Origin of the sequence: Hyphomonas johnsonii MHS-2, assembly GCF_000685275.1 — a bacterium.
GTDB classification, from domain to species: domain Bacteria; phylum Pseudomonadota; class Alphaproteobacteria; order Caulobacterales; family Hyphomonadaceae; genus Hyphomonas; species Hyphomonas johnsonii.
The window spans coordinates 137,248-161,158 of record NZ_ARYK01000005.1; the positions used below are offsets into that span (position 1 = coordinate 137,248).

Consider the following 23,911-nt stretch of genomic DNA (forward strand, 5'->3'; position numbering starts at 1 on the left):
GCTCTACTCCATTGGCACTGGGGGCAAATTGAACAGCATCCGCACATAGCGGATCAGGTGGTTGGCGGTGTCACGCGCCGCGCCGCCACCATTGTCGGCCTTGGCCAGGATGAAGGCGCCCTGCAGAACAGCTTGAGTGTGCAGGGCAAGGCTTTCGGCGGTCCAGTCGCCGGTCACGCCATGCCGCTCGCGAGCCGCCTCGATATCGTCAACCAATGTCAGCGCATGGCCCCAGATCGAGGCGTGACAGGCGGCGCGCAGCGCCGGCAGCGTGTCATAGGATTCCTGCACCATTGTGCCGACAAGACAGGTGAACTCCGCGACTGGACCGTCCAGCATGTCGCGCCGGAATTCCAGGTAGCCGAGCAGGCGGTCGAACGGGTCTTCGTGATCCATGTAGGGTGCGCTGCCGAAAAGATCATTCGCGTGGACCTTCCAGGCGTCGGCTGCCGCGATGCCCAAATCCACCTTGGTCGGGAAATGGTGGAAGAAGGCACCCTTGGTAACGCCCGCCTCGGCGCAAAGCTCGTCCACCGACGTGGCGTTGAAGCCCTTCTCGCGCACCACCTTCACGGCGGCTGCGATCAGCTTGTCTTTCGCGGGGGCCTTGCGTGCAGCCATGACGCATCTCCTCATCAATAACATACCGACTGGTCGGTATGATGTCAATCTGGATTCCAGCCTGCCGCAACGGCATCTTTCGCATTCGGTCCGTAAAGCCTTGACCACAGGGGGTTTCACCGCCGAATGATGGGGCCATGTCATGGAAAAAATCGATCGAGGAACTCCGCCGGCGCGAACGCCTGTCTGAAAAGATGGGCGGCGAGGAGCCGGTTTCACGCCAGCGCGGACGCGGCAAGCTGACTGTCCGCGAGCGTGTCGCCTTCCTGGCGGACCCGGGCAGTTTCCACGAGGTCGGCAAGATCGCCGGCAAGGCAACCTATGGCCCTGACGACGAGCTTGAGGCATTCACCCCGTCCACCTCCGTTACCGGCCGTGCCACGCTCGACGGCAAGCCCACCGTCATCCTCGCCGACGATTTCACCGTGCGTGGTGGCGCCTCCGATGCCGCGATCTGGCAGAAGATGGTCCAGTCGATCAGGATGGCGACCGAATACCGGATGCCGCTGGTCCAGATGATCGACGGCACCGGCGGCGGCGGCTCGGTCAAGAGCCTCGAGAAGGACCCGCGCACCTATATTCCCGAAACGCCCGGCTGGAACGAGATCGTCCACGGCATGACGCAGGTGCCATTCGTCTCGCTGGCGCTCGGTCCGTGCGCCGGCATGGGCGCGGGTCGCGTCGCCGCGAGCCATTTCTCGGTCATGGTGAAGGAACTCTCCCAGGTCTTCGTCGCCGGGCCGCCGGTTGCAATTGCCCTCGGCGAGAACGTCACCAAGGAAGAACTCGGCGGCTGGAAGATCCAGGGCCAGAACGGCACGGTCGACAATGTCGTCGACAGCGAAGCCGATGCCTTCGAGGCCGCCCGCCGCTTCCTCTCCTACCTGCCGCCTTCGGTCCACCACCTGCCCGAACGCACCGCGCCCACCGACGACCCGAAGCGCAAGGAGGACTTCCTGCTCTCCATCGTGCCGACCGACGGCAAGACGCCCTACAAGCCGCGCCGCATCATCGAAGCCGCTGTCGACCGGCACAGCTTCTTCGAGATCGGGCATGACTGGGGCCGCGGCATGGTCTGCGGCCTGGCCCGCATTGACGGCTACCCGGTCGGCATCCTCGCCGGCGACCCCTTCTTCCTCGACGGCGCCTGGACGGCAGATGTCTGCGACAAGGTCACCCGCCACATGGACCTCTGCTCGATGTTCCACCTGCCGGTCGTGCACTTTGTCGACTGCCCGGGCTTTGCCGTCGGCGTGAAGGCCGAGACGGCCGGCGTCACCCGTGCCGGCGTCCGCACCATGACCGCCATCTACCAGGCCAGCGTCCCGGTCTGCTCCGTCGTCATCCGCAAGGCCTATGGTCTCGCCGGCTCGGCGATGATGAACCAGTCCCGGACCAAGTGGCGTTATTGCTGGCCCAGTGGCGACTGGGGCAGCCTGCCAATGGCCGGCGGCATCGAAGCGGCCTTCCGCAAGGAACTCGCCGAGGCCGAGAACCCGGAGGAACTGAAGGCCCAGCTCTACAGGAAGTTCGAGGCCATCCGCTCGCCCTTCCGCACGGCAGAAAGTTTCCTCGCCGAGGAAATCATCGACCCGCGCGACACGCGCCCGTTGCTCGTCGACTTCATGCACCATGCGGCCCGCATCGTGGAGACCGGCGAGTTCCGCCACGGCTACCGCCCCTAGGGCCATCCGCTGCCTGACCCGGTGCGGGCGCACGCCCTGTCCATATTTCCAGCGTCATATTGCCTTTATTCGGGTTTCATGATGGCTCTGTGCACCTGTGGAGGGACCCTGAAAATGAACACATACAAGCTATTGATCGGCGCGGCTGCCGCCCTTGCGCTCGCCGCCTGTGGCGGCCCAGGCAGCATGGACCGCTCCGAGGCAGTACCATCCATGGCGCCGCCGCCACCCGCCCCGATGATGGAAGCCGGTGATGCCGCCCCGATGCAGGCCGATGGCGCGGCCCCGGCCGAACCGGGCGTCCAGCAATACATCGCCTACTCGCATGCCATCGGCATGCGCCTGCCGGTCAAATCGATCGAACCGGTGATGCAGGGCCATATCGCCGCCTGCAAGGCGGCCGGTCCCGACACCTGCATCATCACCAATTCCTATCTCAATGCCTGGTCGGAGGATGAAGCGTCCGGCTCGCTCTACCTGCGCGCCATCCCGGCCTGGATCGACACGTTCCTCGGCGGCGTCGAGGCTGAAGCCGACGCCGTCAATGGCGAAGTGACCAGCCGTCAGACCACTGCCGAAGACCTGACCGTCACGATCATCGACACCGATGCCCGCCTCAAGGCGCAGGAGGCGCTCCAGACGCGCATCCAGCAATTGCTCGACAGCCGCCCCGGCGACCTCGGCGAACTGCTCGACACCGAACGCGAGCTCGCCCGCGTCAATGGCGAGATCGATTCGTTGAAATCCTCGAAAAAGGCGCTGATGGCGCGGGTCAACATGAGCCAGCTCTCGGTCAGCTACGAGACCAAGCGCAACCCCGTGTCACGCGGGGCGCTCGAGCCACTGGGCAACGCCTTTGGCGGTTTCTTCTACAACCTGTCGAGCGCTGTCGCGGCCGTGATCACGGCCTTCGCCGTCGGCCTGCCTTGGCTTCTGCTGCTTGGCTTCTTCCTTTGGTTCTGGCTGAAGCTGATCTGGCCACGCATCCGCCGCAAGAAGACCTGACCACCGGCCACCCGGGCCTCATCCTCGCGACCGCGAAGGACGAGGCCCGGTCATGGACAGGTCTCAGGCTTTTTCGGCCACCTTCTTCTTCACCTTCGGCTTGGCCTTGGGCAACAGCAGGTGGGCAATCTCCTTCGGCACGATCATCAGGATCTGGTTGATCGCCGTGTTCCACTCCGCCAGCAGCTCGTTCGCGCGGATTGATCCCGTCCGGTCGGCATGTTCCTGGACCAGTGCCCGGCACGACTCGATATGTTCGGTCGGCATGCCAGCCAGCGAATGCCAGTCGATCGAGTCCGGGTTCGCGAACCGCTCGAACCGCTGCTCCGGATCCCAGACAAAAGCGACACCGCCCGTCATGCCGGCACCGAAATTGTCCCCGACCGGGCCGAGGATAACCGCGCGTCCGCCGGTCATGTACTCACAGCCGTTCGCACCACACCCCTCAACCACGGTCCTGGCGCCGGAATTGCGCACGGCAAACCGCACGCCCGCCGTGCCGGAGGCAAACAGCTTGCCTGCCGTCGCACCGTAAAGGCAGGTATTGCCGACAATCGCATCGCCGGATGCAGACCGCCGCTCGCGCGGTTTCGGCGCCACGACGATCGTCGCACCCGACAGGCCCTTGCCGACATAGTCATTGGCATCGCCGATCACTTCGAGCAGCAGGCCCTGCACGCTGAACGCGCCGAGCGACTGGCCGGCCGAACCTTCCAGCCGGATATGCAGCCTTCCCTCCGGCAATGCGCTCATGCCGAACTTGCGGGTGATCGCCGAACTCGACCGCGCACCGATGGCCCGCATCGTGTTCTGGACATTGTATTCCAGCTGCATCTTCTCGCCACGCTCGAAGAAAGGCTCCGCGTCACGCAGGATCTGCACGTCCAGCGAATCCGGCACTTCCTCGCGCCGGGTCGGCTGGTAGACGACGGGGTGATCGGTATCGACCTGCACCAGCAGCGGGTTGAGATCGAGGTCATCGAGGTGGGCTGCACCGCGGCTGACCTGGACCAGGAGGTCGGTCCGCCCGATCGCTTCATCGAGTGAGGTCAGGCCCAGCGAGGCCAGCACTTCGCGCACGTCCTCGGCGATGAAGCTCATCAGGTTCACCACCTTTTCCGGTGTCCCGGTAAAGTGCGCCCGCAATGCTTCGTCCTGGACGCAGACACCGACCGGACAGGTGTTGGAATGGCACTGGCGCACCATGATGCACCCCATCGCAATCAGGCTGGCCGTGCCGATGCCGTATTCCTCGGCGCCGAGCATGGCAGCGATCACAATATCGCGCCCGGTGCGCAGGCCGCCATCTGTGCGCAGCGTGACCTTGTCGCGCAGGTTGTTGAGGCTGAGAATCTGGTGCGCCTCGGCCAGGCCAAGCTCCCAGGGCAGGCCGGCATACTTGATCGAGGTTTGCGGACTGGCGCCCGTGCCCCCGACACCGCCGGCGATCAGGATGATGTCCGCCTTGGCTTTCGCCACGCCAGCGGCCACCGTGCCGACACCTGACTGCGCGACGAGCTTCACGCAGACCCGTACTTCCGGGTTGATCTGCTTCAGGTCGTAGATCAGCTGGGCCAGGTCTTCGATCGAATAGATGTCATGGTGCGGCGGCGGCGAGATCAGCATCACGCCGGGCGTCGCATGGCGCAGCTTGGCGATGAACTCCGTCACCTTGAATCCCGGCAGCTGGCCGCCTTCGCCGGGCTTCGCGCCCTGCGCGATCTTGATCTCGATCTCGCGGCACTGGTTGAGATATTCCGCCGTTACGCCGAAGCGGCCGGAGGCAACCTGCTTGACCGCCGAGTTCATGTTGTCGCCGTTCGGCAAGGGCCGGTAGCGCGCCCTGTCCTCGCCGCCCTCACCGGACACGGATTTCGCACCGATCCGGTTCATCGCGATGTTCAGCGTACCGTGTGCTTCGGGGCTCAGCGCGCCGAGCGACATGCCCGGCGTGACGAACCGCTTCCGAATCTCGTTGATCGACTGAACCTGCGTCAGCGGAACCGCCTCGCCCGCCACCTTGAAGTCCAGCAGGTCGCGCAGCTGGATCGGATCACGCGCATGCACGGCCTCGACATATTTGCGATAGATCGAATAGTCGCCGCGATTGCAGGCCGCCTGCAATGTGTGGATCAGGTTCCCGTCCAGCGCATGCGGCTCTTCGTTCGCCCTCAGACGGTAGAAACCACCAACCGGGAGAGACACCACATCCTCGTCAAACGCCGCTTCATGGCGAACCAGCGCGTTCTCTTCCAGGCCAGCGAGACCCAGGCCCGAGATACGGCTGTTCATGCCGGGGAAATAATCCGCGACAAGTGCACGCGACAGCCCGAGCGCCTCGAAATTGTAACCGCCGCGATACGACGAGATCACGGAGATACCCATCTTCGAGATGATCTTGAGCAGCCCGGCCTCGACAGCGTCCTTGTAGTTCTTGACGCACTCGTTCAGCGTCATCTCGCCGAACAGGCCGCGCGCGTGCCGGTCAGCGATCACGTCCTGCGCAAGATAGGCGTTCACACATGTTGCGCCGACGCCCACCAGGACCGCGAAATAGTGCGTGTCCAGGCATTCTGACGACCGCACCGTGATCGAGCAGAACGTCCGCAGGCCCTGCGCCACGAGGTGCGAATGCACCGCGCCGGTCGCCAGGATCATCGGGATCGCGATCTTGTCCGCAGACTGATACTGGTCGGTCAGCACGATATGTTCGCGGCCCTCGCGCACGGCTTCCTCCGCCTCGCGCCGGATCCGGCTCAGCGCATCCTTCAGCGCGCCGCCATCCGCAGTCGCGTCCGCCTCATCGAACGTGCAGTCGATCTCGGCCATGCCGACGCCCAGCCGGACGATCAGGCGTTCGTACATGCCCGTCGTCAGCACCGGGCTCTCCAGCACGAAGACTTCCTGCTGCGACTTGTCCGTATCCAGCACGTTGCCCAGGTTCTTGAACCGCGTCTTCAGGCTCATGACCCGCGCCTCGCGCAGCGGATCGACGGGCGGGTTGGTCACCTGGCTGAAATTTTGCCGGAAGAAATGACTCATCGGCCGGTAGGAGAAAGACAGGACCGCGGGCGCCGTGTCATCCCCCATCGACCCGATTGCCTCCTTGGCCGTTTCGGCCATGGGCGCGAGGATCAGTTCCAGCGTCTCGAGCGAATAGCCGGCCGCCGTCTTGCGCCGCAGGAGTTCCTCCTTGCTGTAAAGCTGGGGCTCCTCGCCCGGGCCGATTTCCGGCTCAAGCTCTGTCACGCTGGACAGCCATTCCTCATAAGGGTTTTCGGCAGCGAGGAAATCGATCAGCTCACGGTGTTCGTAGAACTTGCCTGTCTTGAGGTCGGCCGCAATCATGCCACCGGCCGGAATGGATCCGCGCTTGGCCACTTCATGGTCGCCCAGCGGGCACATGCCGGCTTCCGATCCGACAGCCAGGATGCCGTCGGTCGTCAGGGCGTAACGCAGCGGTCTCAGGCCGTTCCGGTCAAGCCCGGCAATCGCCCAGCGTCCGTCATAGGCGGCAATGCCGGCAGGGCCGTCCCAGGGTTCCATCACGGAATTGCAATAATCGTACAGCGCCTGGTGCGAGGACGGCATCACCGAATCCCGCTTCGACCAGGCTTCCGGTATCAGCATGGCCTTGGCCATCGGTGCCGGGCGGCCCGACTTGCAGAGCAGTTCGAACACCGAATCCAGCGCACCGGAATCCGATGAGCCGTCCGGGATGACCGGCTTGATGTCGTCGACATGTTCGCCAAAGGCTTCCGAGACCATGCGGATCTCGTGGCTCTTCATCCAGTTCTTGTTGCCGCGCAGCGTGTTGATCTCGCCATTATGGGCGATCATCCGGAAAGGCTGGGCCAGCGACCATTGCGGGAACGTGTTGGTCGAATAACGCTGGTGGTAGATCGCGAAGTTCGAGATGAAGCGCGGGTCGCGCAGGTCGAGATAGAAATTGTCGATGTCCTGCGCCAGGAACATGCCCTTGTAGATCAGCGAGGAATGGCTGAGCGAGCAGACATAGAAACCCGGAATCGCCATTTCGCGGGCCCGGCGTTCAATCCGGCGGCGGCAGATATACAGCGCCCGCTCCAGGTCTTCCGGCGAACGGGCCTGCGCATCGCGGAACATGATCTGTTCGATTGCCGGGCGCGTGTCCTTGGCCTTCTGGCCGATCACCGACACATCGACCGGCGGCTGGCGCCAGCCATAGATGTAAAAGCCGAAATGCAGCACTTCGGTCTCGACGATCGTGCGCGCCGCTTCCTGGGCCGCAAAATCGGTGCGCGGAAGGAATATCTGGCCAACACAGATCGGGTCGTCGGTCGGCGTGTGCCCGGTGCGGGTGACATGCTCACGGAAGAAATCCTGTGGCACGGCCACGCGGATACCCGCGCCGTCCCCGGTCTTGCCATCGGCGTCGACCGCCCCGCGGTGCCAGACATTCTTCAGCGCCATGATGCCCATCTCGACAATCTCGCGGCGCGGCTTGCCGTCCAGCGCGGCAACAAGACCGACGCCGCAGGCATCGTGCTCGTCGGCGGGGTCATAGGCATGGCCATCGACCAGCTTCTGGCGGTTGGCTTCGTACTGTTTCACGTAATCTGACATCTGCTCTACTCCGCCGCGACTTTCGCGGCCCGGGTGGCCGCCTTCATCGCCTGATGCATCGATGCGGCTGCATCGCGCCCGTCCTTGATCGCCCAGACCACGAGAGATGCCCCGCGGACGATGTCGCCCGCCGCATACACGCCGGTCAGGCTGGTTTCCATGGTTGCATAATCGACCCGCACGGCGCCCCAGCGGTTCACCGTCAATGCCGGTTCGTTGAACAGGTCCGGCAGGTCTTCCGGGTCAAATCCCAGCGCCTTGATCACCAGGTCGACCTTGACGTCGATCGTGTCGCCGGACTTGATCGGGCTCTGCCGTCCGCTCGCGTCCGGTTCGCCCAGCCGCATCAGCGCCGCACGCACCGCCTTTACCTTGCCGGCCTTGGTGACGAGGATCACTTCGGGCGAAGCCAGCCATTCGAACACGACACCTTCTTCTTCGGCATTGGCCACTTCGCGCGGGCTGCCGGGCATGTTCGCCCGGTCGCGGCGATAGAGACAGGTCACGGACTTCGCGCCCTGGCGCACGGCCGTGCGGACACAGTCCATCGCCGTGTCACCGCCACCGATCACGACCACGCGCTTGCCTTCGGCATTCAGCGTTCCATCGTCAAAGGCCGGCACGTCGTCGCCAAAACTCTTGCGGTTGGAGGCGGTCAGGTAGTCGAGCGCAGCCAGCACGCCTTCAGCATCTGCGCCGGGACATTTCAGGTCCTTGGCCTTGTAGACGCCTGTCGCGATCAGCACCGTGTCGTGCGTCTTGCGCAGGGCCTGAAGCGAGACATCCTCGCCGACCCGCGTATTGAACTTGAATGTGATTCCGCTGTCCTCGAGGCGCTTGATGCGCCGTTCCACGACAGGTTTTTCCAGCTTGAATCCTGGAATACCGTAGACGAGCAGGCCGCCGCCCCGGTCATAGGCGTCATACACCGTGACCTGATAGCCCTTGCGGCGCAGCTGTTCGGCAGCCGCCAGCCCGCCGGGGCCCGCGCCGATGATGCCGGCCGACTGCTTGCGTTCGCGCGGCGGCACGATCGGCTTGACCCAGCCCTCTTCCCACGCCGTGTCGGTGATGTATTTCTCGACGGCCCCGATCGTGACCGTGCCGTGGCCCGATTGCTCGACCGTGCAGATGCCTTCGCACAGCTTGTCCTGCGGACAGATACGCCCGCAGATCTCCGGCATGTTGTTGGTGGCCGACGAAACCTGCCACGCTTCCTCGAGCCGCCCCTCGGCGGCCAGTTTCAGCCAGTCGGGAATATTGTTCTGCAACGGGCAGCCCTGCTGGCAGAACGGCACGCCGCACTGCGAACAGCGCGCAGCCTGCGCCGCCGCGGCCTCAAGGTGGTAGTCGGAATAGACTTCCTCGAAATCCTGGGTCCGCTGCTCCGGCGCACGTTTTACCGGCATCGACCGTTCGAGCCGTACAAATTGCTGCATCTTTCCCGCCATTCGGACCTCCAGTCAGGACTGGCGTCCATTTACACTGCCGCGACGGCCTTTCACAAGCACCAAAGTCCTGATACAAATCATATTGATACTTTAATAGCGTATTCTGGAGTTATCTCCCGGGGAATTTTTGACTTCTTTGTCAATTGAGTATCGTTTTGATATCTCCATAGGCACTGCCTCAGCCGGGCAAACTCGGCTAGGCGAAAGACTTCACCCGACGACCCGCCTTGCCTGAAAGATGCTTCCCCATGTCCCTGCTGCAACTCATCATCATTGCCACCCTTCAGGGTTTCACCGAGTGGCTGCCGATTTCCTCGTCAGCCCATGTCCTGCTCGCCTCCGGCTATTTCGGTCTCGAAGGCCGTGACGAATTGCTGATCAATGCGGTCTCCAATCTCGGGACGCTGGCTGCGATGCTGCTGTATTTCCGCAAGGATGTCGCCCGCGCCGTGATGGGCGGGTTCGAACTCGTCGCCGCGCCGGTCAGCCGCAAGCCCCTCTCACCCGGCGCCCGTCTCGCACTCTGCATCCTCGTGGCAACGCCGGTCGCGCTCGCCGTGGCCGCGGTGTACGAAAAATTCCTGCCGCCCGAAATGCAGGCCATGCTTCGCAGCGCCTACACCGTCGCTGGCGCCACCATCGTGTTCGGCGCGCTGCTCTGGTGGGCGGATGCCAAGGGCGGACGCGAACGCACCGAGGCCGACATGACGCTCGGCCACGCTTTCCTGATCGGGGCAACCCAGGCCATCGCGGCCATCATCCCCGGCACCAGCCGCTCCGGCATCACGATGACCGCCGCACGTGCCTTCGGCTATGCCCGGCCCGAGGCAGCGCGGTTCTCGATGCTGATCGGCGCGCCTATTCTGGCGGCCGCTGGCCTCTATGGCGCTCTCGGGCTGATGGACACGCCGGCCACTGCCGGTGCCGTGACCTTCCAGGACGGAATGATCGTTGCCGGCGTGGCCTTCCTCACCGGTTTGGCCTCGATCGCGGCCCTGATGGCGATCCTGCGCAGGATAAGTTTTCTTCCCTTCGTGCTTTACCGGTTCGCACTGGGCATCGCGCTTCTCCTGACCACACCGATGGTCGGTCTCCTCTAGGCGGGGCGGAACCCATCTGCGTGGCCGCGAGTTGGTCCGGTGTCCAACAACACCGGAAAGGATTTTCCCATGAGACTCCACATTTACGCTCTGACCGCCATTGCTGCGCCGCTCGCCCTTGGCGCCTGCGCCAATGCCGGCCTCTCCCAGCAGGAGCAGGCCGCAGCGTCGCAAAGCGCGGCTGAAGCGCCCTATCTCAAGGCCGAAGTCACAGCCCTCAACAAGCTCGCCGCGATCTACATCGACGCTGCCGCCCTCTACAAACAGGCCGCCGATATTCCTGACGAGAACAATGGCCTGAAGGAAATGCTTCTCAGCCTGCACGACTACCGCAACGGCGAACGCGAAGTGATCCAGGACCGCGTCATTGCGCTCGGCGGCCAGCCAGCCACCATGGGCGAAGCGCTCGGCACCGGCCACCGGACCTTCACGGCCCTGCGGACTGCCGTCGACAATGATTCCGAAGTCGCCGTCGAGGAAGTGTTGCGCGGTGAGGAATACATTCGCGACGAACTTGCCAAAGTCGCCGCAAAAGACCTGACACCGGAAACCAGCGCCCTGATCGCCAAGCTCCAGGTATCGGTCAAGGCAGAGATCACGAAACTGAAGGCAACCGACCAGGCCATCTGACCTGATCGGCCCGGATGACCAAACACCCGGACGGCCATTCGTATGCGACTTGATCGTGTGCGGATGGCCATGCGATTCTGGCGCCACGCAAAGCAACACGCGCCCGGTGCCCAATTGGCGCCCCGCCGCGTGTTGCCCCTCTCGCATCGTGCGTCCCAAACGCCTGCGGAGAATGCCTATCTGATGCACCAATCAGGCACGCAAGACGGCACATATCAGGCAATTTGCGGGCATTTTTATTCGGGTAGCATTCAGGTTGGCTGTGCCAGCCGCCCGTCAGGCGTCGGCGGGCTTGCTGAATTCCCCGTACGGACGGAAACGCCACAGGTAGGTCGGGGCAATCGATTCAACCGATTCCAGATGCGTCAGGCCAAGCTCGGCGGCTGTCAGGGCATCCTGCGCCACTACATTGTCCGTCTTCAGCATCTGGACCTGGTCGCCCGTCAGGGGCGGCTCACCGATCATGCCCCAGGAAAACGGCGGGATGTAGCGCCAGATTGCTCCGAAGATATAGCCCATCGGGCGGGCAACGAAGAAGGGCAGCGACAGTTTGAACCGGCGCCGGTCAACCTGCTTCAGGATGTAGTCGTAGATCTCGTTGAACGTATATGTCCGCGGCCCACCCAGCTCGTAGGTCTTGCCGGCCGCGCCTTCCAGATCGACGGCCTGCGCGATCGCATCGGCAACATCGCCGGCATAGATCGGTTGCAGCCGCGTCTTGCCGCCGCCGACCGACGGCAGGATCGGCAGGAACCGTGTCATCTGGGCAAACCGGTTGAGGAAACCGTCTTCCGGGCCGAACACGATTGACGGCCGCAGGATTGTCGCCGTCGGAATTGCGGCGCGCACGGCCGCCTCGGCTTCGCCCTTGGTGCGGCCATAGTCGGAACGGGATTCGGTGTTGGCACCGATGGCAGACACCTGCACGAAGCGGGTGATGCCCTTCCCGGCCGCCACTTCAGCCAGCAGGGCCGCGCCATCGCGCTGCGCTGACTCAAAGCTCTGCGGGCCCTTCTCGAACAGGATGCCGACCAGGTTCACCACCGCGTCAGCGCCGTCCAGCGCCCGCTCGATGGAGGCGCGGTCACGAATGTTCGCCTGCACGATATCGACCCATCCCGGCGGGCCGGCGAGGCGCACGTCCTGCGCGGTGTTCACATGACGGCAAGCCACGCGAACGCGATAGCCTTTTTCCACAAGCGTGCGGGCTGCATAGCGGCCGATAAAGCCCGAGCCCCCGAAAACCGTTACCAGTCCCTTGGTCATGTCACCTGTCTCACTCGCTGGCTGGGCCAGAATTTTGCCTGCCGCCTTTGACCATAGAGACCGGCCTCTGTCCATGCGGCAAGAACTGACGCAGCGGGCAAATTCGCCCGCGCAATGGGCGCGGGCCGGTCATCCGGTCAGGTGGCACCCGTCGCGCCGCGATCTTGCCCGTTTTGCTCCATCCAGGCGGCCAGCGCTTCCTGTTGGGCTGCTGTCAGGTGCAGGCGCATCTTGCTGCGCCGCCACAGCACGTCCTCGGCGGTGACGGCAAATTCGTTCGCGATGAGATAGGCCACCTCCGCCGCATACAGGCCGGCACCGAAATCATGCCCCAAGCCGGAAACATCGGTGGCGTCGCCAAGCACCTCGGGCACGCGCGTGCCATAGGCCCGCGCCAGGCGGCGCAGCAGGTCTGGCGCCATCCAGTCATAGCGCTGCGCCAGGCCGGTCAGGAAATCCTCGAAGTCGGCCCGCGGAATGTCGCCGCCGGGCAGGCTTGCGTCGCGCGTCCAGGCCGGCCCCATGCCGGGAAAGTCGCCCGCCAGCTCCTTCAGGGCGTGTTCGGCCAGTTCGCGGAACGTCGTGATCTTGCCGCCGAACACCGACAGGACCGGGGCGCCGCCGGTGCGGTCGCAGTTCAGCACATAGTCCCGCGTCACCTTCGATGCGTTCGCCGCGCGGTCATCGTACAGCGGGCGCACGCCGGAATAGGTCGCCACGACATCGGCCGGCGTGATGGCGCGCTTGTAATACTCGCTGGCACCCGCGCAGAGATAATCGATCTCGTCCTGGCTGATCACGACATTGTCCTTGTCGGCCTCGAACGGCACATCCGTGGTGCCGATCAGCGTGAATTCGCCGCGCTCATAGGGAATCGCGAACATGATCCGCCCGTCGCCGTTCTGGAAGAAATAGGCATGGTCGCCTTCATGCCAGCGCGGCACGATGATGTGGCTGCCCTTGACCAGGCGCAGGTGTTTCTGCGTCCGGCCCGGCTCGGCCAGGCCAAGCACCGCGTCGACCCAGCCGCCAGCGGCGTTGACCACAGCCCGCGCCATCACGGTCCTCTCGCCGTCCGGCCCCTTGAGGGTCGCCTCCCAGTGATCGGCATGGCGCACCAGGCCCGTGCAGGCCGTGCGCGTGCGTATGTCGGCCCCGCGCGTCTGCGCATCCACCGCGTTCAGCACGACGAGGCGGGCATCCTCGACCCAGCAGTCGGAATATTCGAACGCGAGCCGGAATTCCGCCTTCAGCGGGTCCAGCCGGTCCGTCTTGCCGCGCCGCAGCGTCTTCGTCGGCGGCAGCATCTTGCGCCCGCCGAGATGGTCGTAAAGGAACAGGCCAAGCCGGATCAGCCAGGCCGGCCGCAGGTCCTTGTCATAAGGCAGCACGAATCGCATCGGCCAGATGATGTGCGGCGCCGCCCGCAACAGGATTTCCCGCTCGATCAGCGCCTTGCGCACGAGGGCGAAATCATACTGTTCAAGATAGCGCAGGCCGCCATGGATCAGCTTGGTGCTTGCCGAACTCGTATGCGCGGCCAGGTCATCCTTTTCGCAGAGAACGACTTTCAGGCCCCGCCCCGCCGCATCGCGCGCAATCCCGACACCATTGATACCGCCGCCGATGACCAGGAGATCATGCATGCCCGGGCCCTAGCCCTTCATCAGGCCCGCCGCCTTGAGCAGTTTGCCGGCCCGGATCACCCGTTGCAGCTTGTGCTCAGACGAACGGTCGCCCTTGTTCGAGTCCGGGTGGAAACGGCGGATATATTCGGCATAGCGTGCCCGGATCTCGGCCGGCGGAGCCGTCGCCTCCAGGTCGAGCTCGTTGAGCGCTCGCACCTGCATGCTCGAGCGGCGCGCCTGCGACCCGGCTTCGGCATTGGCGGCGTCATCGACATTGAAGAAGCCCCGGCCCGCCCAGGTGCGCGGATCATGGCTCTTGGACGCCTTCTTGCCGGCCATCGGCCCGGTGCCGAACTTCCAGGTGCGCTTGTGGCCGAACCGTTCGGCGCGTGTGAACGCGGCCGCTTCGGCCTCCGACATGCCTTCGAAGAAGTTGAAGCTGCGATTGTATTCGATGATGTGCGCCTGGCAGAAATGGTGCTTGCCTTTGCCGCCACGCTTGGGCGCCGGGAACGCGCCCTCCAGTTCGCAGCCATCATGCTCGCACACCCGTGTCTTGCGGGCACGTGCCTTGGAAGCCTCATCGGCCGGGGGTTTCACGCGAATATCGGTGAATTTGACGCGGTAGCTGAAGGGATCTGAATCTGACATAGCGGGCCATAATACGGATTGGATTGTAAACATGCCACAACCAAGTGACAGAACATCGCGAATTCGTGCACTTCTTACCGAAGCGTTCGAACCCACCCACCTCGAGATCATCGACGACAGTGCCCGTCATGCGGGCCATGCCGGCGCTGCGCCCGGTGGTGAAACGCACTATAATATAGAGATCACGTCGACTGCTTTCGAGGGCCTTTCGCGCGTCCAGATACAGCGCGCCGTCATGTTGGCCCTGCAGGCGGAATTCGATTCCGGCCTCCACGCACTCTCCCTGAAGGCGAAAATGCCATAATTGACCTTTTTTAATCCTTACGGGAACCCGATTTCGAATCAATCGTTTCGTCTTCGAACCGTCGAGGAGTACGGGTGATGGACTGCAAGAACCTCATACTGGGCGCCGCCTGCCTTCTGGCCAGCGGAACGGCCCTTGCCGAAAACCGGCTCGGCGAGCTGGACCTGCCACTCCTGCACAGGATTCAGGAAACGACCTGCGCCGGAAATGCCAGCATCATGTTCGTGCCGGTATCGAACGACGTCGACGCCTACCGCACCACCTATGCCGTCATCTCGCTGCGCAATCCGGCTCCCGACTCGGCCGATATCGTATCCGAACGCGAACGCCTGTGGCTGACGACGAATGGCTGCAACGGCCCGCGCGCGGACGCAATCATGGCCTCGGGCGAGAGCGACTCAGGCCGGGTCAGATTCTGAGATATTGAGCCCTGTCACCTGGTTGCGCTGGCGGCGCAGGATATTGAACCGGTAGCCGTGGAACACGAAGCTCTGCCCTGGTTCGGGAATCGCCTGCGCCTCATGGATCACCAGTCCGGCGACCGTGACGGCCTCCTCGTCTGGCAGGTCCCAGCCGGTCGCCCGGTTGAGGTCGCGGATCGGCACCCAGCCATCGACATTGACCGTTCCGTCGGCTTGCGGGCGCACACCCTGCACGGCGACGTCGTATTCGTCATGGATCGAGCCGACAATTTCCTCGAGAATGTCTTCCAGCGTGATCAGCCCCTGCAACTCGCCGTATTCGTCGACGACCAGGGCAAAATGGCTGCGCTTTGACAGGAAGAGGTCCAGCTGGTCCTGCACCGGCGTCGTTTCCGGCACGAACCACGGTTTCCGGAGAATCCCTTCAAGATCCAGCGCCGACAGGTCGCCGCCCAGCGGCAATGCCGCCCGCAGCAGGTCCTTGGCGTGCAGGATGCCGACAATCTCTTCCTTCTCCCCGCGATACAGCGGCAGGCGCGTATGCGGGCTCGCCAGTGCCTTCATCACGATCTGGCGCGGCTCCAGGTCGGCGTTCAGCATCTTGATGTTGCGCCGGTGGATCATGACGTCCTCGACGGTCAGGCCCTTCAGGTCCAGCGCGCCGACAAGGCGCAACCGGTCTGCGGCGGCCACGCCGCCTTCTGACGCATGCAGGTCGATCGCGCCGCGAATCTCGTCTTCCGCTGTCAGCGCGTCGGCCGGCGTCGCCAGGCCGAGCAGCTTCAATGTCGCCATCACGATCATCTGGATCAACTTGACGATCCACGAGGCCGAGACCACCAGCAGGCCGATCGGCCGGGCGACACCCATCGCCATCGAATCCGTGCGCGTGATCGCATAGGTCTTCGGCAGGACTTCGGAAAACACCAGCACCAGGATCGTCATCACGCCGGTCGCGACGACCATGGCCAGCCCGCCCTGTCCGAACAGCAGCGTGAACAGGGACGTCGCCAGGACCGAGGCGAGGATATTGACCAGGTTGTTGCCAAGCAGGATCGATCCGATCAGGCGCTCCCGGTCGGAAATCAGGCGGTTCACGGCAGCCGCGCGCCGGTCACCCTCCTTTTCCAGCTGGTGCATGCGAGCGCGCGACGCAGCCGTCAGCGCCGTCTCCGACCCCGAAAAGAATGCAGAAAGACCCAGCAATACCAGGATCGCGATGATGTATCCGACTATCATGGTGCCCCGAGAATGGAGATGTCCCTCACGCCTTGCCCAGTTCGGCGGCCAGGAAGGCCGCCACCGACTTGAGGTCGGCATCCGGATGAATATAGGACTGACCGATCCCCCGCGCCAGAATAAGCGGCACCCGACCGCCAATCGCCTTTTTGTCCTGTTTCATCAGGTTGGCAAGATTGGCCGCTTCATAAGGGCCGCCCGGAACCGTGCCCAGTGCCACCGGCAGGCCGGCAGCGGCGATCACGCGGCTGACCCGCTCGGCCGTTTCCGGCGTCGTAATCCCTTCGCGCGCGCCGTAACCGAACGCGAGCGCCATGCCGAGCGCCACCGCCTCGCCATGCAGGACGTCTGGCCCGAACCCATTGGCCGCCTCCACCGCGTGGCCGAATGTATGGCCAAGGTTGAGCAGCGCCCGCACGCCAGCCTCGGTCTCGTCTTCCGCGACGATTGCCGCCTTTGACCGGCAGGATGTCGCCACCGCCCTCTGGATCGCCACCGCCTCCAGCGCCAGCACGTCGGCGCCATGCGCCTCGAGCCAGTCGAAGAAGCCCGGATCATTGATCAGGCCGTATTTCAGCACTTCGGCATAGCCCGCACGCAACTCGCGCTGCGGCAGCGTTGCCAGCAGCGCCGTATCGGCAATCACGAACCGCGGCTGGTAGAATGCGCCGATCATGTTCTTGCCGTGCGCCGAATTGACCGCCGTCTTGCCGCCGACCGAGGAATCGACCTGCGCCAGCAGGGTCGTCGGCACCTGCACAAAGCCCATGCCGCGTTTCATCAGGCTGGCGGCGAGACCGGCAATATCCCCGATGACACCCCCCCCCAGCGCGACCAGGATATCGCTCCTGTCCGCACCGGCGCCAAGCAGCCAGTCGAGGATACGGTCCAGGTTGGCGAATGACTTGGTCTGTTCGCCCGGCGCCAGCACCAGCGTTTCCGCAGCGATGCCGGCCGGGGCCAGGGCATGCTCCAGCGCGCCCATATGCAGGCGCGACACGTTTTCGTCGGTCAGCACGAATACGCGCGGGCGCTTCAGCAGCGGCGCAAGCCGCGCGCCGAGGTCGCCCAGCGCGCCATGCCCGACAAGAATGTCATAGCTGCGCACGCCGAGATCCACACGGACGGTTTCGAGGGCCGGTGTGGAGAGGGTCATTGCGGTGTCCATGTCTTCAGCGCCTTGAGGATTGCGTTGACCGTCGTGCCGTGCGGGCCGTCCTTGGAATCAACCACGAGGTCTGCCTGCGAATAGATCGGTTCGCGCTCGACGAACAGGTTCGCCAGGACCGACTTGGCATCATCGCGCCGCAGCAGTGGCCGTGTCGACTTCTTCTGCACCCGCCGCCACAGGGTCTCGAGGTCGGCATTCAGCCAGATCGTCACCGCCTTTTCGCGCAACAGGGTCCGCGTCTCCTCGTTGAGGTATGCCCCGCCGCCCGTCGCCAGCACGTGCGGTTCCTCGGCCAGCAGGCGTTTCAGCACCTGCTGCTCGCCGCGCCGGAAATCGGCCTCGCCGTGCAGCGAGAAAATATCTGCCACCGAAAGGCCGGCTGCCTTCTCGATTTCCTGGTCGCTGTCATAGAATGTCCGGCCCAGCCGGTGGGCCAGACGGCGCCCCACTGTGGACTTTCCGGCCCCCATCAATCCGACAAGCGCGATCGTCCGCGTCGCATAGGCTGGCGCGGGCGGGGAAACAGGGGCAGGACTGTCGCTGTCGGCAGGCATGAAGGGCTTTCATTCACTATTCAGACCAATTCCTATAGAGACGAGGCCATGTGAGCAATCGGCCAGCCGCCGACGCCGGCCCGAATTCGACCAAGAGGTGAAATCCATATGCGCAAATACCTGATTCTCCTGGGCATTCTCGTTGTGCTCGGCCTGGTCGGGGCCTGGTGGCTCGGCCAGCAGGCCGAAAAGAACAAGCCGGTCGACGGTGAAGTGCGCATCGAGGTCGACGGTGTTCTCTAGGACACTCGCGGCCTGTGCCTGCGCAGTCGCTTTCACCCTCTCTTCGTCCGCCCAGATCGAGGATTCCGGGCTGCTGCAGGTCGATCCCTGGGGCACCGGCTTCCTGGCGGCAGGTGAGCCGGCCCTGCCGGTCACGATGTGGCAGGCCTCCGACAGCGCCTCCCTGCTGGCGCTGATGCAGGCCGCACCAACCGAAGGCCTCACCCCCACCGGGCGCAAGCTGATGCGCCGGATAGCGCTGTCCCCGGCCGCCGCCCCGCAGGGTGACGACACAGCGCCGCTTCTCGCCGAACGCGCCCGCATCATCTTCGCGCTCGGAGAACCGGCCGCCGCAGCTGGTCTCATCGCCCGGCTCGACACCGCGCCTGAGGGCATGGACGCCGCCGAGATCACCGCCGACCTCAACCTCGCCATCGGCAACGAGGCCGAGGCGTGTGCCGATCCGCTCGGCGGACCGAAGGACGGCGCCTACTGGGCCCGGCTGCGCGCCGTCTGCGCGGCCCTGCGCGACAATGGCGCCGGCGCCGAACTCGCCATCGAAATGGCCGCCGGGCAGGGCGTGAAGGATGGCTGGCTGACCTCTGCCGTATTCGCGGCCTCCGGCGAACTGCCGAAGCCGCCCCCGGCGCGCTATGACAGCGGCCTCGCCATCGCCATTTCGGTCAAGGCAGGCCTGGCGCCCCCCGACTCCCCCCTTTCCGACACCCGTCCGGACCTTGCCGCCGCCCTCGTCACCCGGCCCGGCATTCCCGCCAGCGTCCGCAACGCGGCCGCCGCCATCGCCGCCGAAGCCGGGCTGGTCGATACCGCGGCCTGGCGCAACACGCTGGACACGGCGCTTGCCGATCCGGACTTCACCCCCGAATCCAGGGTGGAAGTCGCCCTCGCCACCGCACGGAACATCGACATGCCGCAAGACGGCCGCGCCGATGCCCTTGCCGACGCACTGAACGCCGCCGCTGTCAGTCCCGCCCGCTTTGCCGCTGTCTCCCGCGTCCTTGCGGAAGACCTCGCACGCCTCAGCCTGACCAAGGAAACTGCGCCGCACGCCCTTCTCTTCGCCCGCGCCAGTATTGCCGCCGGTGATTTTGAAGGTGCGGAACTCTGGACTCTGGTGCCGGACATTGACGGCGCGCCGGACATCAAGCCGTTCGATTTCGCCATGATCGACGCCCTCGCCGTCCTCGCCGGCAACGGCGATCCCGATGCGGCCGCGACACGGCTGATCGAAACCGCGACCGCAAAAGGCGACGGCAAGACGGCCGCCCGCCTGTTCGCATTGTGGACTGTCGCCGGCATCGCGCCGCCGCCCGCGGCCCGCGCCCTGATGGCCGCCGAGAGCGAAACGCCGGGCAAGACCGGCAAGCCGGGAGCCGTGCTCGCCATGCTCGCCGCCGCAGATGCCGGGGCCGCAGGTGAAACGATCCTCGCCGCCGTCACCCTGGTTGGCAGCGATCCGTCAGGGCGCGACGCCGCCGATCTCGCACTCGTCGGCGCCGCCCTTCGCAGGATCAACGCCCCCGAGGCCGCCGCCAGCCTCGCCCTCGAAGCCAGCGGCTACTGGAAAGCGGCGAAGTAGGCGCTGCCTCAGCCAAGGCCTTCGAACAACAGGGTCGAGACATAGCGTTCCGCGAAAGACGGGACGATCACGACAACCGTCTTGCCTTCCATGTCCGGCCGCTTCGCCACTTCGAGGCCTGCGGTCAGCGCCGCGCCAGACGAGATGCCGACCGGAATGCCATCCGTCCGTGCCACCCGCCGCGCCGTCTTGATCGCATCCTCGTTCAAAACCTTGATCACGCCATCCATCAGGCGTGTGTCCATGTTGTCCGGAATGAACCCGGCACCGATGCCCTGGATCACGTGCGGGCCGGGTTCGCCGCCTGACAGGACTGAACTGGCTTCCGGCTCGACTGCGAACATTTTTACCGACGGCTTCTTCGCCTTCAGCACACGGGCGCACCCGGTGAACGTGCCGCCCGTCCCGATGCCCGCAATCACCGCATCGACCGCGCCGCCGGTATCGTTCCAGATTTCCAGCGCGGTCGTCGCCTCATGGATTGCCGGATTGGCGGGATTGTCGAACTGGCTCGGCATGACGGCGCCGGGAATCGCGGCCAGCAGCTCGGCCGCCTTGTCGAAGGTTCCCTTGATGCCAAGTTCCTTCGGGGTCAGGTGCAGTTCCGCGCCGAGGATCGCGAGCATTTTCCGGCGCTCGATCGACATCGAATCCGGCATGGTCAGGATCAGGCGGTAGCCGCGCGAGGCCGCCACCATGGCGAGGCCGATCCCCGTATTGCCTGATGTCGGCTCGACCAGCACCGCGCCCGGCCCGATCTTCCCGTCCTTCTCCAGCTGCGAAATCATGCCGATGGCGATCCGGTCCTTCACGCTTGCCAGCGGGTTGAAGAATTCGAGCTTCAGCAGCAGGTCACTCTTCAGGCCCTCTTCCGCCGAGATGCGCGGAATGCGCACCAGCGGCGTGTTTCCCACCGTTTCCCGGATCGAGTCATAGATCCGCCCGCGTCCCGGCTGGTCCAGCTTGACGCCATTATAGTCCATCGTTCCGCTCATCCTGTGTCCCCTGTCCTGGCTGATCGCCATCGCCGGCCCAGAACCGGCATAGAGGCGTCATTAACACAGGCGCGGTACAATTGCCCCATGTCGGACCGCGCCCGTATCGAAGCCTTTCTCGAAATGATGAGCGCGGAGCGCGGCGCCGCCGCCAATACGCTGGACGCCTATGCCCGCGATCTCCTCGACGCGTCGGAATTCTGCGGCAGCCGCCTGACCACCGCCTCCGGCCGCGACCTCTCCGCCTGGCAGGCCGATCTCAGCGTGCGCGGCATGGCCGCCACGACCTCCGCGCGGAAACTGTCAGCCGTCAGGCGCTTCTTCCGCTTCCTGTTCGAGGAGGGCGACCGCAAGGACGACCCGACCGCCAAGATCGACGGCCCGAAAACCTCCCGCGACGTTCCCGACGTCCTCTCCCGCGAGGAGATGACGCGCCTCATCGCCGCCTGCGGCGAGGATCTCCGGCTGACATGCCTGGTCGAACTGCTCTACGGGGCAGGCCTGCGTGCCTCCGAACTGGTCTCGCTCACCCTTGGCAGCCTGCCACGCCGCAAGGGCGCCCGCTGGGTGACACGCGACATCATCATCCGCGGCAAGGGCGGCAAGGAGCGCCTCTGCCCGCTTGGCCTGCCGGCACTCGTCGCCCTGTCGAACTGGCTCGCCGTGCGGGAAGACAGCCTGCCCGCAGGCAGCCTCGCCCGAGGCCGCGCCGAACCCTACCTCTTCCCGTCGCGCGGCAAGGAGGGCCACCTGACCCGGCGGCGCCTCGGCCAATTGCTTGACGCCCTTGCCCTCGCTGCCGGTCTCAACCCCGCGCGGGTCCACCCGCACGCCCTGCGGCACGCCTACGCCACCCATCTCCTGCAGGGCGGCGCGGACCTGCGCAGCGTCCAGACCCTGCTTGGCCACGCCGACATTGCGACGACGCAGATCTACACGCACGTCCTCACGGACGAACTCGCCGAACTGCTCGAAACATCGCATCCGCTGGCCCGCCGCTGACGATCTGAAAAAGGCCATTGCCATTCCCGGCCGGCGCGCCAATATCACGCTGAATAGCGGAGATTATTCCATGAACCGGTTCTTCAAGGCGCTCGTGCCAACCCTGCTCCTCACCGAGCTTGCCCTGATCAGTTCGGCAACCGCCGTCTGGGCCATCCTGTCGGAAATGCATGCCGGCAAGTACGTGGTCTTCGGCGCCGAGATTCTCGATGTCATCGGCGCGGTCCTGCTCTCGGTGGTCATCTTCCGCATGGCCTGGCGGTCGGAAGGCCGCATGAACCTCGAAAAAGCCGGCGACAACTAGCCAACTCCCACACTGCAAACGAAAAGCCCGCCTGCTCTGGAGCATGCGGGCTTTGTCATATCGGGTCGGGGCCTCTCTCAGGCGACGGCGGATCCGCCGCGCGTGTTGACCCAGAATGCGTGCACAACGCCCGGCAGCCAGCCGATCAGCGTCAGGATGATGTTGATGAAGAACTGGCCGCCAATACCCTCCTTCATCGCCACGGCGACAGGCGGAAGGAAGATTGTCAGGAGGATCATCAGGAGGGACATGGGCTTTTCCTTTGCGAGTGTTCACCTGACTTACGGGCCACATTCGGATTTGTTCCTGTTTGACGCGCCGCAACATCGGCCTTAGGCATCGGCACGCCTGAGGAGATGAACATGAGCCAGAAAACACCGCGCAACTTTTTCAAGCCACTCGCCATCGGCGCACCCGCCCCGATGCAGGAGCTGCCGACACGGCTGGAGCGGATGATCCATTTCGTCCCCGGCCATAATGAAAAAGTCCGCTCGAAAACGCCTGCCATGGCGCCCAAGGTCGACGTCATCCTCGCCAATCTCGAAGACGCCATCCCCGCCGACGCCAAGGACGCCGCCCGCGCCGGCGCCATCGAAATGGCTGGCATGTACGACTGGCAGGGCACCGGCACCGGGTTCTGGAGCCGCGTGAACCCGCTGAACTCGCCCTGGTTCCAGGACGACGTCACAGAGCTGGTCCTCAAGGCCGGCCACCAGCTCGACGTCATCATGCTGCCCAAGGTCGAAGGCCCGTGGGACATCCATTTCGCCGACCAGTATGTCGCCCAGCTCGAGGCGAAGGCCGGCCTGACCCGTCCGATCCTCTTCCACGCCATCCTCGAAACGGCCCAGGGCATGTCCCTCGTCGAGGAGATCGCGCTCGCCTCTCCCCGCATGCAGGGCATCAGCCTTGGCCCGGCAGACCTTGCCGCAGACCGCAAGATGAAGACGACCCGCGTCGGCGGCGGCCACCCCTTCTACCGCGTGATGGAAGACCCGAACGAGGACGGCAGCGCCCGCGCCAGTGTCCAGCAGGATCTCTGGCACTACACGATTGCCCGCATGGTCGACGCCTGCCGCATGGCCGGCATCAATGCCTTCTACGGGCCGTTCGGCGACATTTCCGATCTCGACGCCTGCGAACAGCAGTTCCGCAATGCCTTCCTGCTGGGGTGCGCAGGGGCCTGGAGCCTCCATCCGAACCAGGTCGACATCGCCAAACGCGTGTTCAGCCCGGCCCCGGACGAGGTGAAATTCGCCCGGCGCATCCTCGAAGCCATGCCTGACGGCACCGGCGTCGCCATGCTCGATGGCAAGATGCAGGACGATGCAACCTGGAAACAGGCCAAGGTTATCGCCGACCTTGCCGACCTCGTCGCCTCGAAGGACCCGGACCTCGCAGCCGCCTACAAGGCCTGATTGCCCCTTAACTTGCGCGAACAGCGTGCTAACCTCCG

The 23,911-nt window shown here is 64.7% G+C and carries 22 protein-coding genes; 11 read left to right on the forward strand and 11 right to left on the reverse strand.

What is annotated here, in order from left to right:
• Positions 1–3: 3 nt before the first annotated feature.
• Positions 4–621, reverse strand: a complete 618-nt coding sequence (locus tag HJO_RS11315) for a TetR/AcrR family transcriptional regulator (protein ID WP_035616969.1) — start codon at positions 619–621, stop codon at positions 4–6.
• Between the two features lie 137 nt (positions 622–758).
• On the opposite strand from HJO_RS11315, the gene HJO_RS11320 reads away from it, so the two are divergent.
• Positions 759–2,306: an acyl-CoA carboxylase subunit beta gene (locus HJO_RS11320; protein WP_035616970.1), complete on the forward strand. Its 1,548-nt coding sequence runs from the start codon at positions 759–761 to the stop codon at positions 2,304–2,306.
• Positions 2,307–2,420: 114 nt separating this feature from the next.
• Positions 2,421–3,311 (forward strand): DUF4349 domain-containing protein, encoded by an 891-nt coding sequence (locus HJO_RS11325; protein ID WP_035616971.1) that lies wholly within the window; start codon positions 2,421–2,423, stop codon positions 3,309–3,311.
• 63 nt (positions 3,312–3,374) lie between these two features.
• On the opposite strand, the gene gltB is transcribed toward HJO_RS11325, so the two are convergent.
• Together gltB and HJO_RS11335 are read right to left on the reverse strand one after the other, a co-directional pair.
• Complete coding sequence (gene gltB, locus HJO_RS11330) at positions 3,375–7,916, reverse strand: glutamate synthase large subunit (protein WP_035616972.1); 4,542 nt, start codon at positions 7,914–7,916, stop codon at positions 3,375–3,377.
• Positions 7,917–7,921: 5 nt separating this feature from the next.
• Positions 7,922–9,367: an NAD(P)-dependent oxidoreductase gene (locus HJO_RS11335; RefSeq protein WP_035616973.1), complete on the reverse strand. Its 1,446-nt coding sequence runs from the start codon at positions 9,365–9,367 to the stop codon at positions 7,922–7,924.
• Positions 9,368–9,615: 248 nt separating this feature from the next.
• Between HJO_RS11335 and HJO_RS11340 the strand changes: the two genes are divergently transcribed.
• Together HJO_RS11340 and HJO_RS11345 are read left to right on the forward strand one after the other, a co-directional pair.
• A complete protein-coding gene (locus tag HJO_RS11340; protein WP_035616974.1) occupies positions 9,616–10,467 on the forward strand; it encodes an undecaprenyl-diphosphate phosphatase in 852 nt (283 codons plus the stop codon).
• A 69-nt stretch (positions 10,468–10,536) separates the two neighbouring features.
• Positions 10,537–11,097 carry a PA2169 family four-helix-bundle protein gene (locus tag HJO_RS11345; protein ID WP_035616975.1) on the forward strand — a complete coding sequence of 187 codons (561 nt, stop codon included), beginning with the start codon at positions 10,537–10,539 and terminating at the stop codon, positions 11,095–11,097.
• A 276-nt stretch (positions 11,098–11,373) separates the two neighbouring features.
• Here the strand turns inward: HJO_RS11345 and HJO_RS11350 are convergent, their stop codons facing one another.
• The 3 genes from HJO_RS11350 to HJO_RS11360 all read right to left on the reverse strand — a co-directional run bounded on the left by HJO_RS11350 (position 11,374) and on the right by HJO_RS11360 (position 14,642).
• Positions 11,374–12,363 (reverse strand): complex I NDUFA9 subunit family protein, encoded by a 990-nt coding sequence (locus tag HJO_RS11350; protein WP_035616977.1) that lies wholly within the window; start codon positions 12,361–12,363, stop codon positions 11,374–11,376.
• A gap of 137 nt (positions 12,364–12,500) precedes the next feature.
• Positions 12,501–14,009, reverse strand: a complete 1,509-nt coding sequence (locus HJO_RS11355; RefSeq protein WP_035616978.1) for a glycerol-3-phosphate dehydrogenase — start codon at positions 14,007–14,009, stop codon at positions 12,501–12,503.
• A gap of 9 nt (positions 14,010–14,018) precedes the next feature.
• Positions 14,019–14,642, reverse strand: a complete 624-nt coding sequence (locus HJO_RS11360) for a DnaJ domain-containing protein (protein WP_035616979.1) — start codon at positions 14,640–14,642, stop codon at positions 14,019–14,021.
• A 31-nt stretch (positions 14,643–14,673) separates the two neighbouring features.
• Here HJO_RS11360 and HJO_RS11365 point away from each other — a divergent pair, with 31 nt between their 5' ends.
• Together HJO_RS11365 and HJO_RS11370 are read left to right on the forward strand one after the other, a co-directional pair.
• Positions 14,674–14,946 carry a BolA family protein gene (locus tag HJO_RS11365; protein WP_035616981.1) on the forward strand — a complete coding sequence of 91 codons (273 nt, stop codon included), beginning with the start codon at positions 14,674–14,676 and terminating at the stop codon, positions 14,944–14,946.
• Positions 14,947–15,023: 77 nt separating this feature from the next.
• Positions 15,024–15,365: a hypothetical protein gene (locus HJO_RS11370; protein ID WP_035616983.1), complete on the forward strand. Its 342-nt coding sequence runs from the start codon at positions 15,024–15,026 to the stop codon at positions 15,363–15,365.
• Here the strand turns inward: HJO_RS11370 and HJO_RS11375 are convergent.
• Genes HJO_RS11375 through HJO_RS11385 form a run of 3 tightly spaced genes read right to left on the reverse strand, consistent with a single transcriptional unit; the run spans position 15,345 to position 18,332 of the window.
• Positions 15,345–16,607, reverse strand: coding sequence for an HlyC/CorC family transporter (locus HJO_RS11375; RefSeq protein ID WP_035616984.1), 1,263 nt, complete (start codon positions 16,605–16,607; stop codon positions 15,345–15,347). The genes HJO_RS11370 and HJO_RS11375 overlap by 21 nt on opposite strands.
• 25 nt (positions 16,608–16,632) lie before the next feature.
• Positions 16,633–17,763, reverse strand: a complete 1,131-nt coding sequence (gene aroB, locus HJO_RS11380) for a 3-dehydroquinate synthase (protein ID WP_084141962.1) — start codon at positions 17,761–17,763, stop codon at positions 16,633–16,635.
• On the reverse strand, positions 17,760–18,332 hold the full coding sequence (locus HJO_RS11385; protein ID WP_035616987.1) for a shikimate kinase: 573 nt from the start codon (positions 18,330–18,332) through the stop codon (positions 17,760–17,762). Before HJO_RS11385 ends, aroB begins: the two co-directional genes overlap by 4 nt.
• 108 nt (positions 18,333–18,440) lie before the next feature.
• Here HJO_RS11385 and HJO_RS18840 point away from each other — a divergent pair, with 108 nt between their 5' ends.
• Both HJO_RS18840 and HJO_RS11390 read left to right on the forward strand, forming a co-directional pair.
• Positions 18,441–18,575 (forward strand): hypothetical protein, encoded by a 135-nt coding sequence (locus HJO_RS18840; RefSeq protein WP_277813167.1) that lies wholly within the window; start codon positions 18,441–18,443, stop codon positions 18,573–18,575.
• Positions 18,565–20,154, forward strand: a complete 1,590-nt coding sequence (locus HJO_RS11390) for a hypothetical protein (protein WP_035616989.1) — start codon at positions 18,565–18,567, stop codon at positions 20,152–20,154. The genes HJO_RS18840 and HJO_RS11390 overlap by 11 nt, the downstream gene beginning before the upstream one ends.
• Before the next feature lie 8 nt (positions 20,155–20,162).
• On the opposite strand, the gene cysK is transcribed toward HJO_RS11390, so the two are convergent.
• Positions 20,163–21,149 (reverse strand): cysteine synthase A, encoded by a 987-nt coding sequence (cysK, locus tag HJO_RS11395; protein WP_051618550.1) that lies wholly within the window; start codon positions 21,147–21,149, stop codon positions 20,163–20,165.
• 87 nt (positions 21,150–21,236) lie between these two features.
• On the opposite strand from cysK, the gene HJO_RS11400 reads away from it, so the two are divergent.
• Entirely contained in the window at positions 21,237–22,151 is a 915-nt protein-coding gene (locus tag HJO_RS11400) for a tyrosine recombinase (protein WP_035616990.1), read from the forward strand.
• A 70-nt stretch (positions 22,152–22,221) separates the two neighbouring features.
• Complete coding sequence (locus tag HJO_RS11405; protein WP_035616991.1) at positions 22,222–22,455, forward strand: hypothetical protein; 234 nt, start codon at positions 22,222–22,224, stop codon at positions 22,453–22,455.
• Positions 22,456–22,532: 77 nt separating this feature from the next.
• On the opposite strand, the gene HJO_RS18225 is transcribed toward HJO_RS11405, so the two are convergent.
• Complete coding sequence (locus tag HJO_RS18225) at positions 22,533–22,706, reverse strand: YqaE/Pmp3 family membrane protein (protein ID WP_084141933.1); 174 nt, start codon at positions 22,704–22,706, stop codon at positions 22,533–22,535.
• A gap of 111 nt (positions 22,707–22,817) precedes the next feature.
• Between HJO_RS18225 and HJO_RS11410 the strand changes: the two genes are divergently transcribed.
• The gene (locus HJO_RS11410; protein WP_035617192.1) at positions 22,818–23,873 is read left to right on the forward strand and encodes an HpcH/HpaI aldolase/citrate lyase family protein; all 1,056 of its coding nucleotides are present in this window, start codon (positions 22,818–22,820) and stop codon (positions 23,871–23,873) included.
• Positions 23,874–23,911 lie beyond the last annotated feature (38 nt).

Bases quoted from the DNA above. Each gene is read 5' to 3' on its own strand.
- HJO_RS11375 (WP_035616984.1), bottom strand. From the start codon at position 16,607: ATGATAGTCGGATACATCATCGCGATCCTGGTATTGCTGGGTCTTTCT.
- HJO_RS11345 (WP_035616975.1), top strand. From the start codon at position 10,537: ATGAGACTCCACATTTACGCTCTGACCGCCATTGCTGCGCCGCTCGCC.
- HJO_RS11315 (WP_035616969.1), bottom strand. From the start codon at position 621: ATGGCTGCACGCAAGGCCCCCGCGAAAGACAAGCTGATCGCAGCCGCC.
- HJO_RS18840 (WP_277813167.1), top strand. From the start codon at position 18,441: ATGCGCAAATACCTGATTCTCCTGGGCATTCTCGTTGTGCTCGGCCTG.
- HJO_RS11320 (WP_035616970.1), top strand. From the start codon at position 759: ATGTCATGGAAAAAATCGATCGAGGAACTCCGCCGGCGCGAACGCCTG.
- HJO_RS11355 (WP_035616978.1), bottom strand. From the start codon at position 14,009: ATGCATGATCTCCTGGTCATCGGCGGCGGTATCAATGGTGTCGGGATT.
- gltB (WP_035616972.1), bottom strand. From the start codon at position 7,916: ATGTCAGATTACGTGAAACAGTACGAAGCCAACCGCCAGAAGCTGGTC.
- HJO_RS11350 (WP_035616977.1), bottom strand. From the start codon at position 12,363: ATGACCAAGGGACTGGTAACGGTTTTCGGGGGCTCGGGCTTTATCGGC.
- HJO_RS11340 (WP_035616974.1), top strand. From the start codon at position 9,616: ATGTCCCTGCTGCAACTCATCATCATTGCCACCCTTCAGGGTTTCACC.
- HJO_RS11410 (WP_035617192.1), top strand. From the start codon at position 22,818: ATGAGCCAGAAAACACCGCGCAACTTTTTCAAGCCACTCGCCATCGGC.
- HJO_RS11335 (WP_035616973.1), bottom strand. From the start codon at position 9,367: ATGGCGGGAAAGATGCAGCAATTTGTACGGCTCGAACGGTCGATGCCG.
- cysK (WP_051618550.1), bottom strand. From the start codon at position 21,149: ATGAGCGGAACGATGGACTATAATGGCGTCAAGCTGGACCAGCCGGGA.
- HJO_RS11405 (WP_035616991.1), top strand. From the start codon at position 22,222: ATGAACCGGTTCTTCAAGGCGCTCGTGCCAACCCTGCTCCTCACCGAG.
- HJO_RS11400 (WP_035616990.1), top strand. From the start codon at position 21,237: ATGTCGGACCGCGCCCGTATCGAAGCCTTTCTCGAAATGATGAGCGCG.
- HJO_RS18225 (WP_084141933.1), bottom strand. From the start codon at position 22,706: ATGTCCCTCCTGATGATCCTCCTGACAATCTTCCTTCCGCCTGTCGCC.
- HJO_RS11360 (WP_035616979.1), bottom strand. From the start codon at position 14,642: ATGTCAGATTCAGATCCCTTCAGCTACCGCGTCAAATTCACCGATATT.
- HJO_RS11325 (WP_035616971.1), top strand. From the start codon at position 2,421: ATGAACACATACAAGCTATTGATCGGCGCGGCTGCCGCCCTTGCGCTC.
- HJO_RS11385 (WP_035616987.1), bottom strand. From the start codon at position 18,332: ATGCCTGCCGACAGCGACAGTCCTGCCCCTGTTTCCCCGCCCGCGCCA.
- aroB (WP_084141962.1), bottom strand. From the start codon at position 17,763: ATGACCCTCTCCACACCGGCCCTCGAAACCGTCCGTGTGGATCTCGGC.
- HJO_RS11365 (WP_035616981.1), top strand. From the start codon at position 14,674: ATGCCACAACCAAGTGACAGAACATCGCGAATTCGTGCACTTCTTACC.
- HJO_RS11370 (WP_035616983.1), top strand. From the start codon at position 15,024: ATGGACTGCAAGAACCTCATACTGGGCGCCGCCTGCCTTCTGGCCAGC.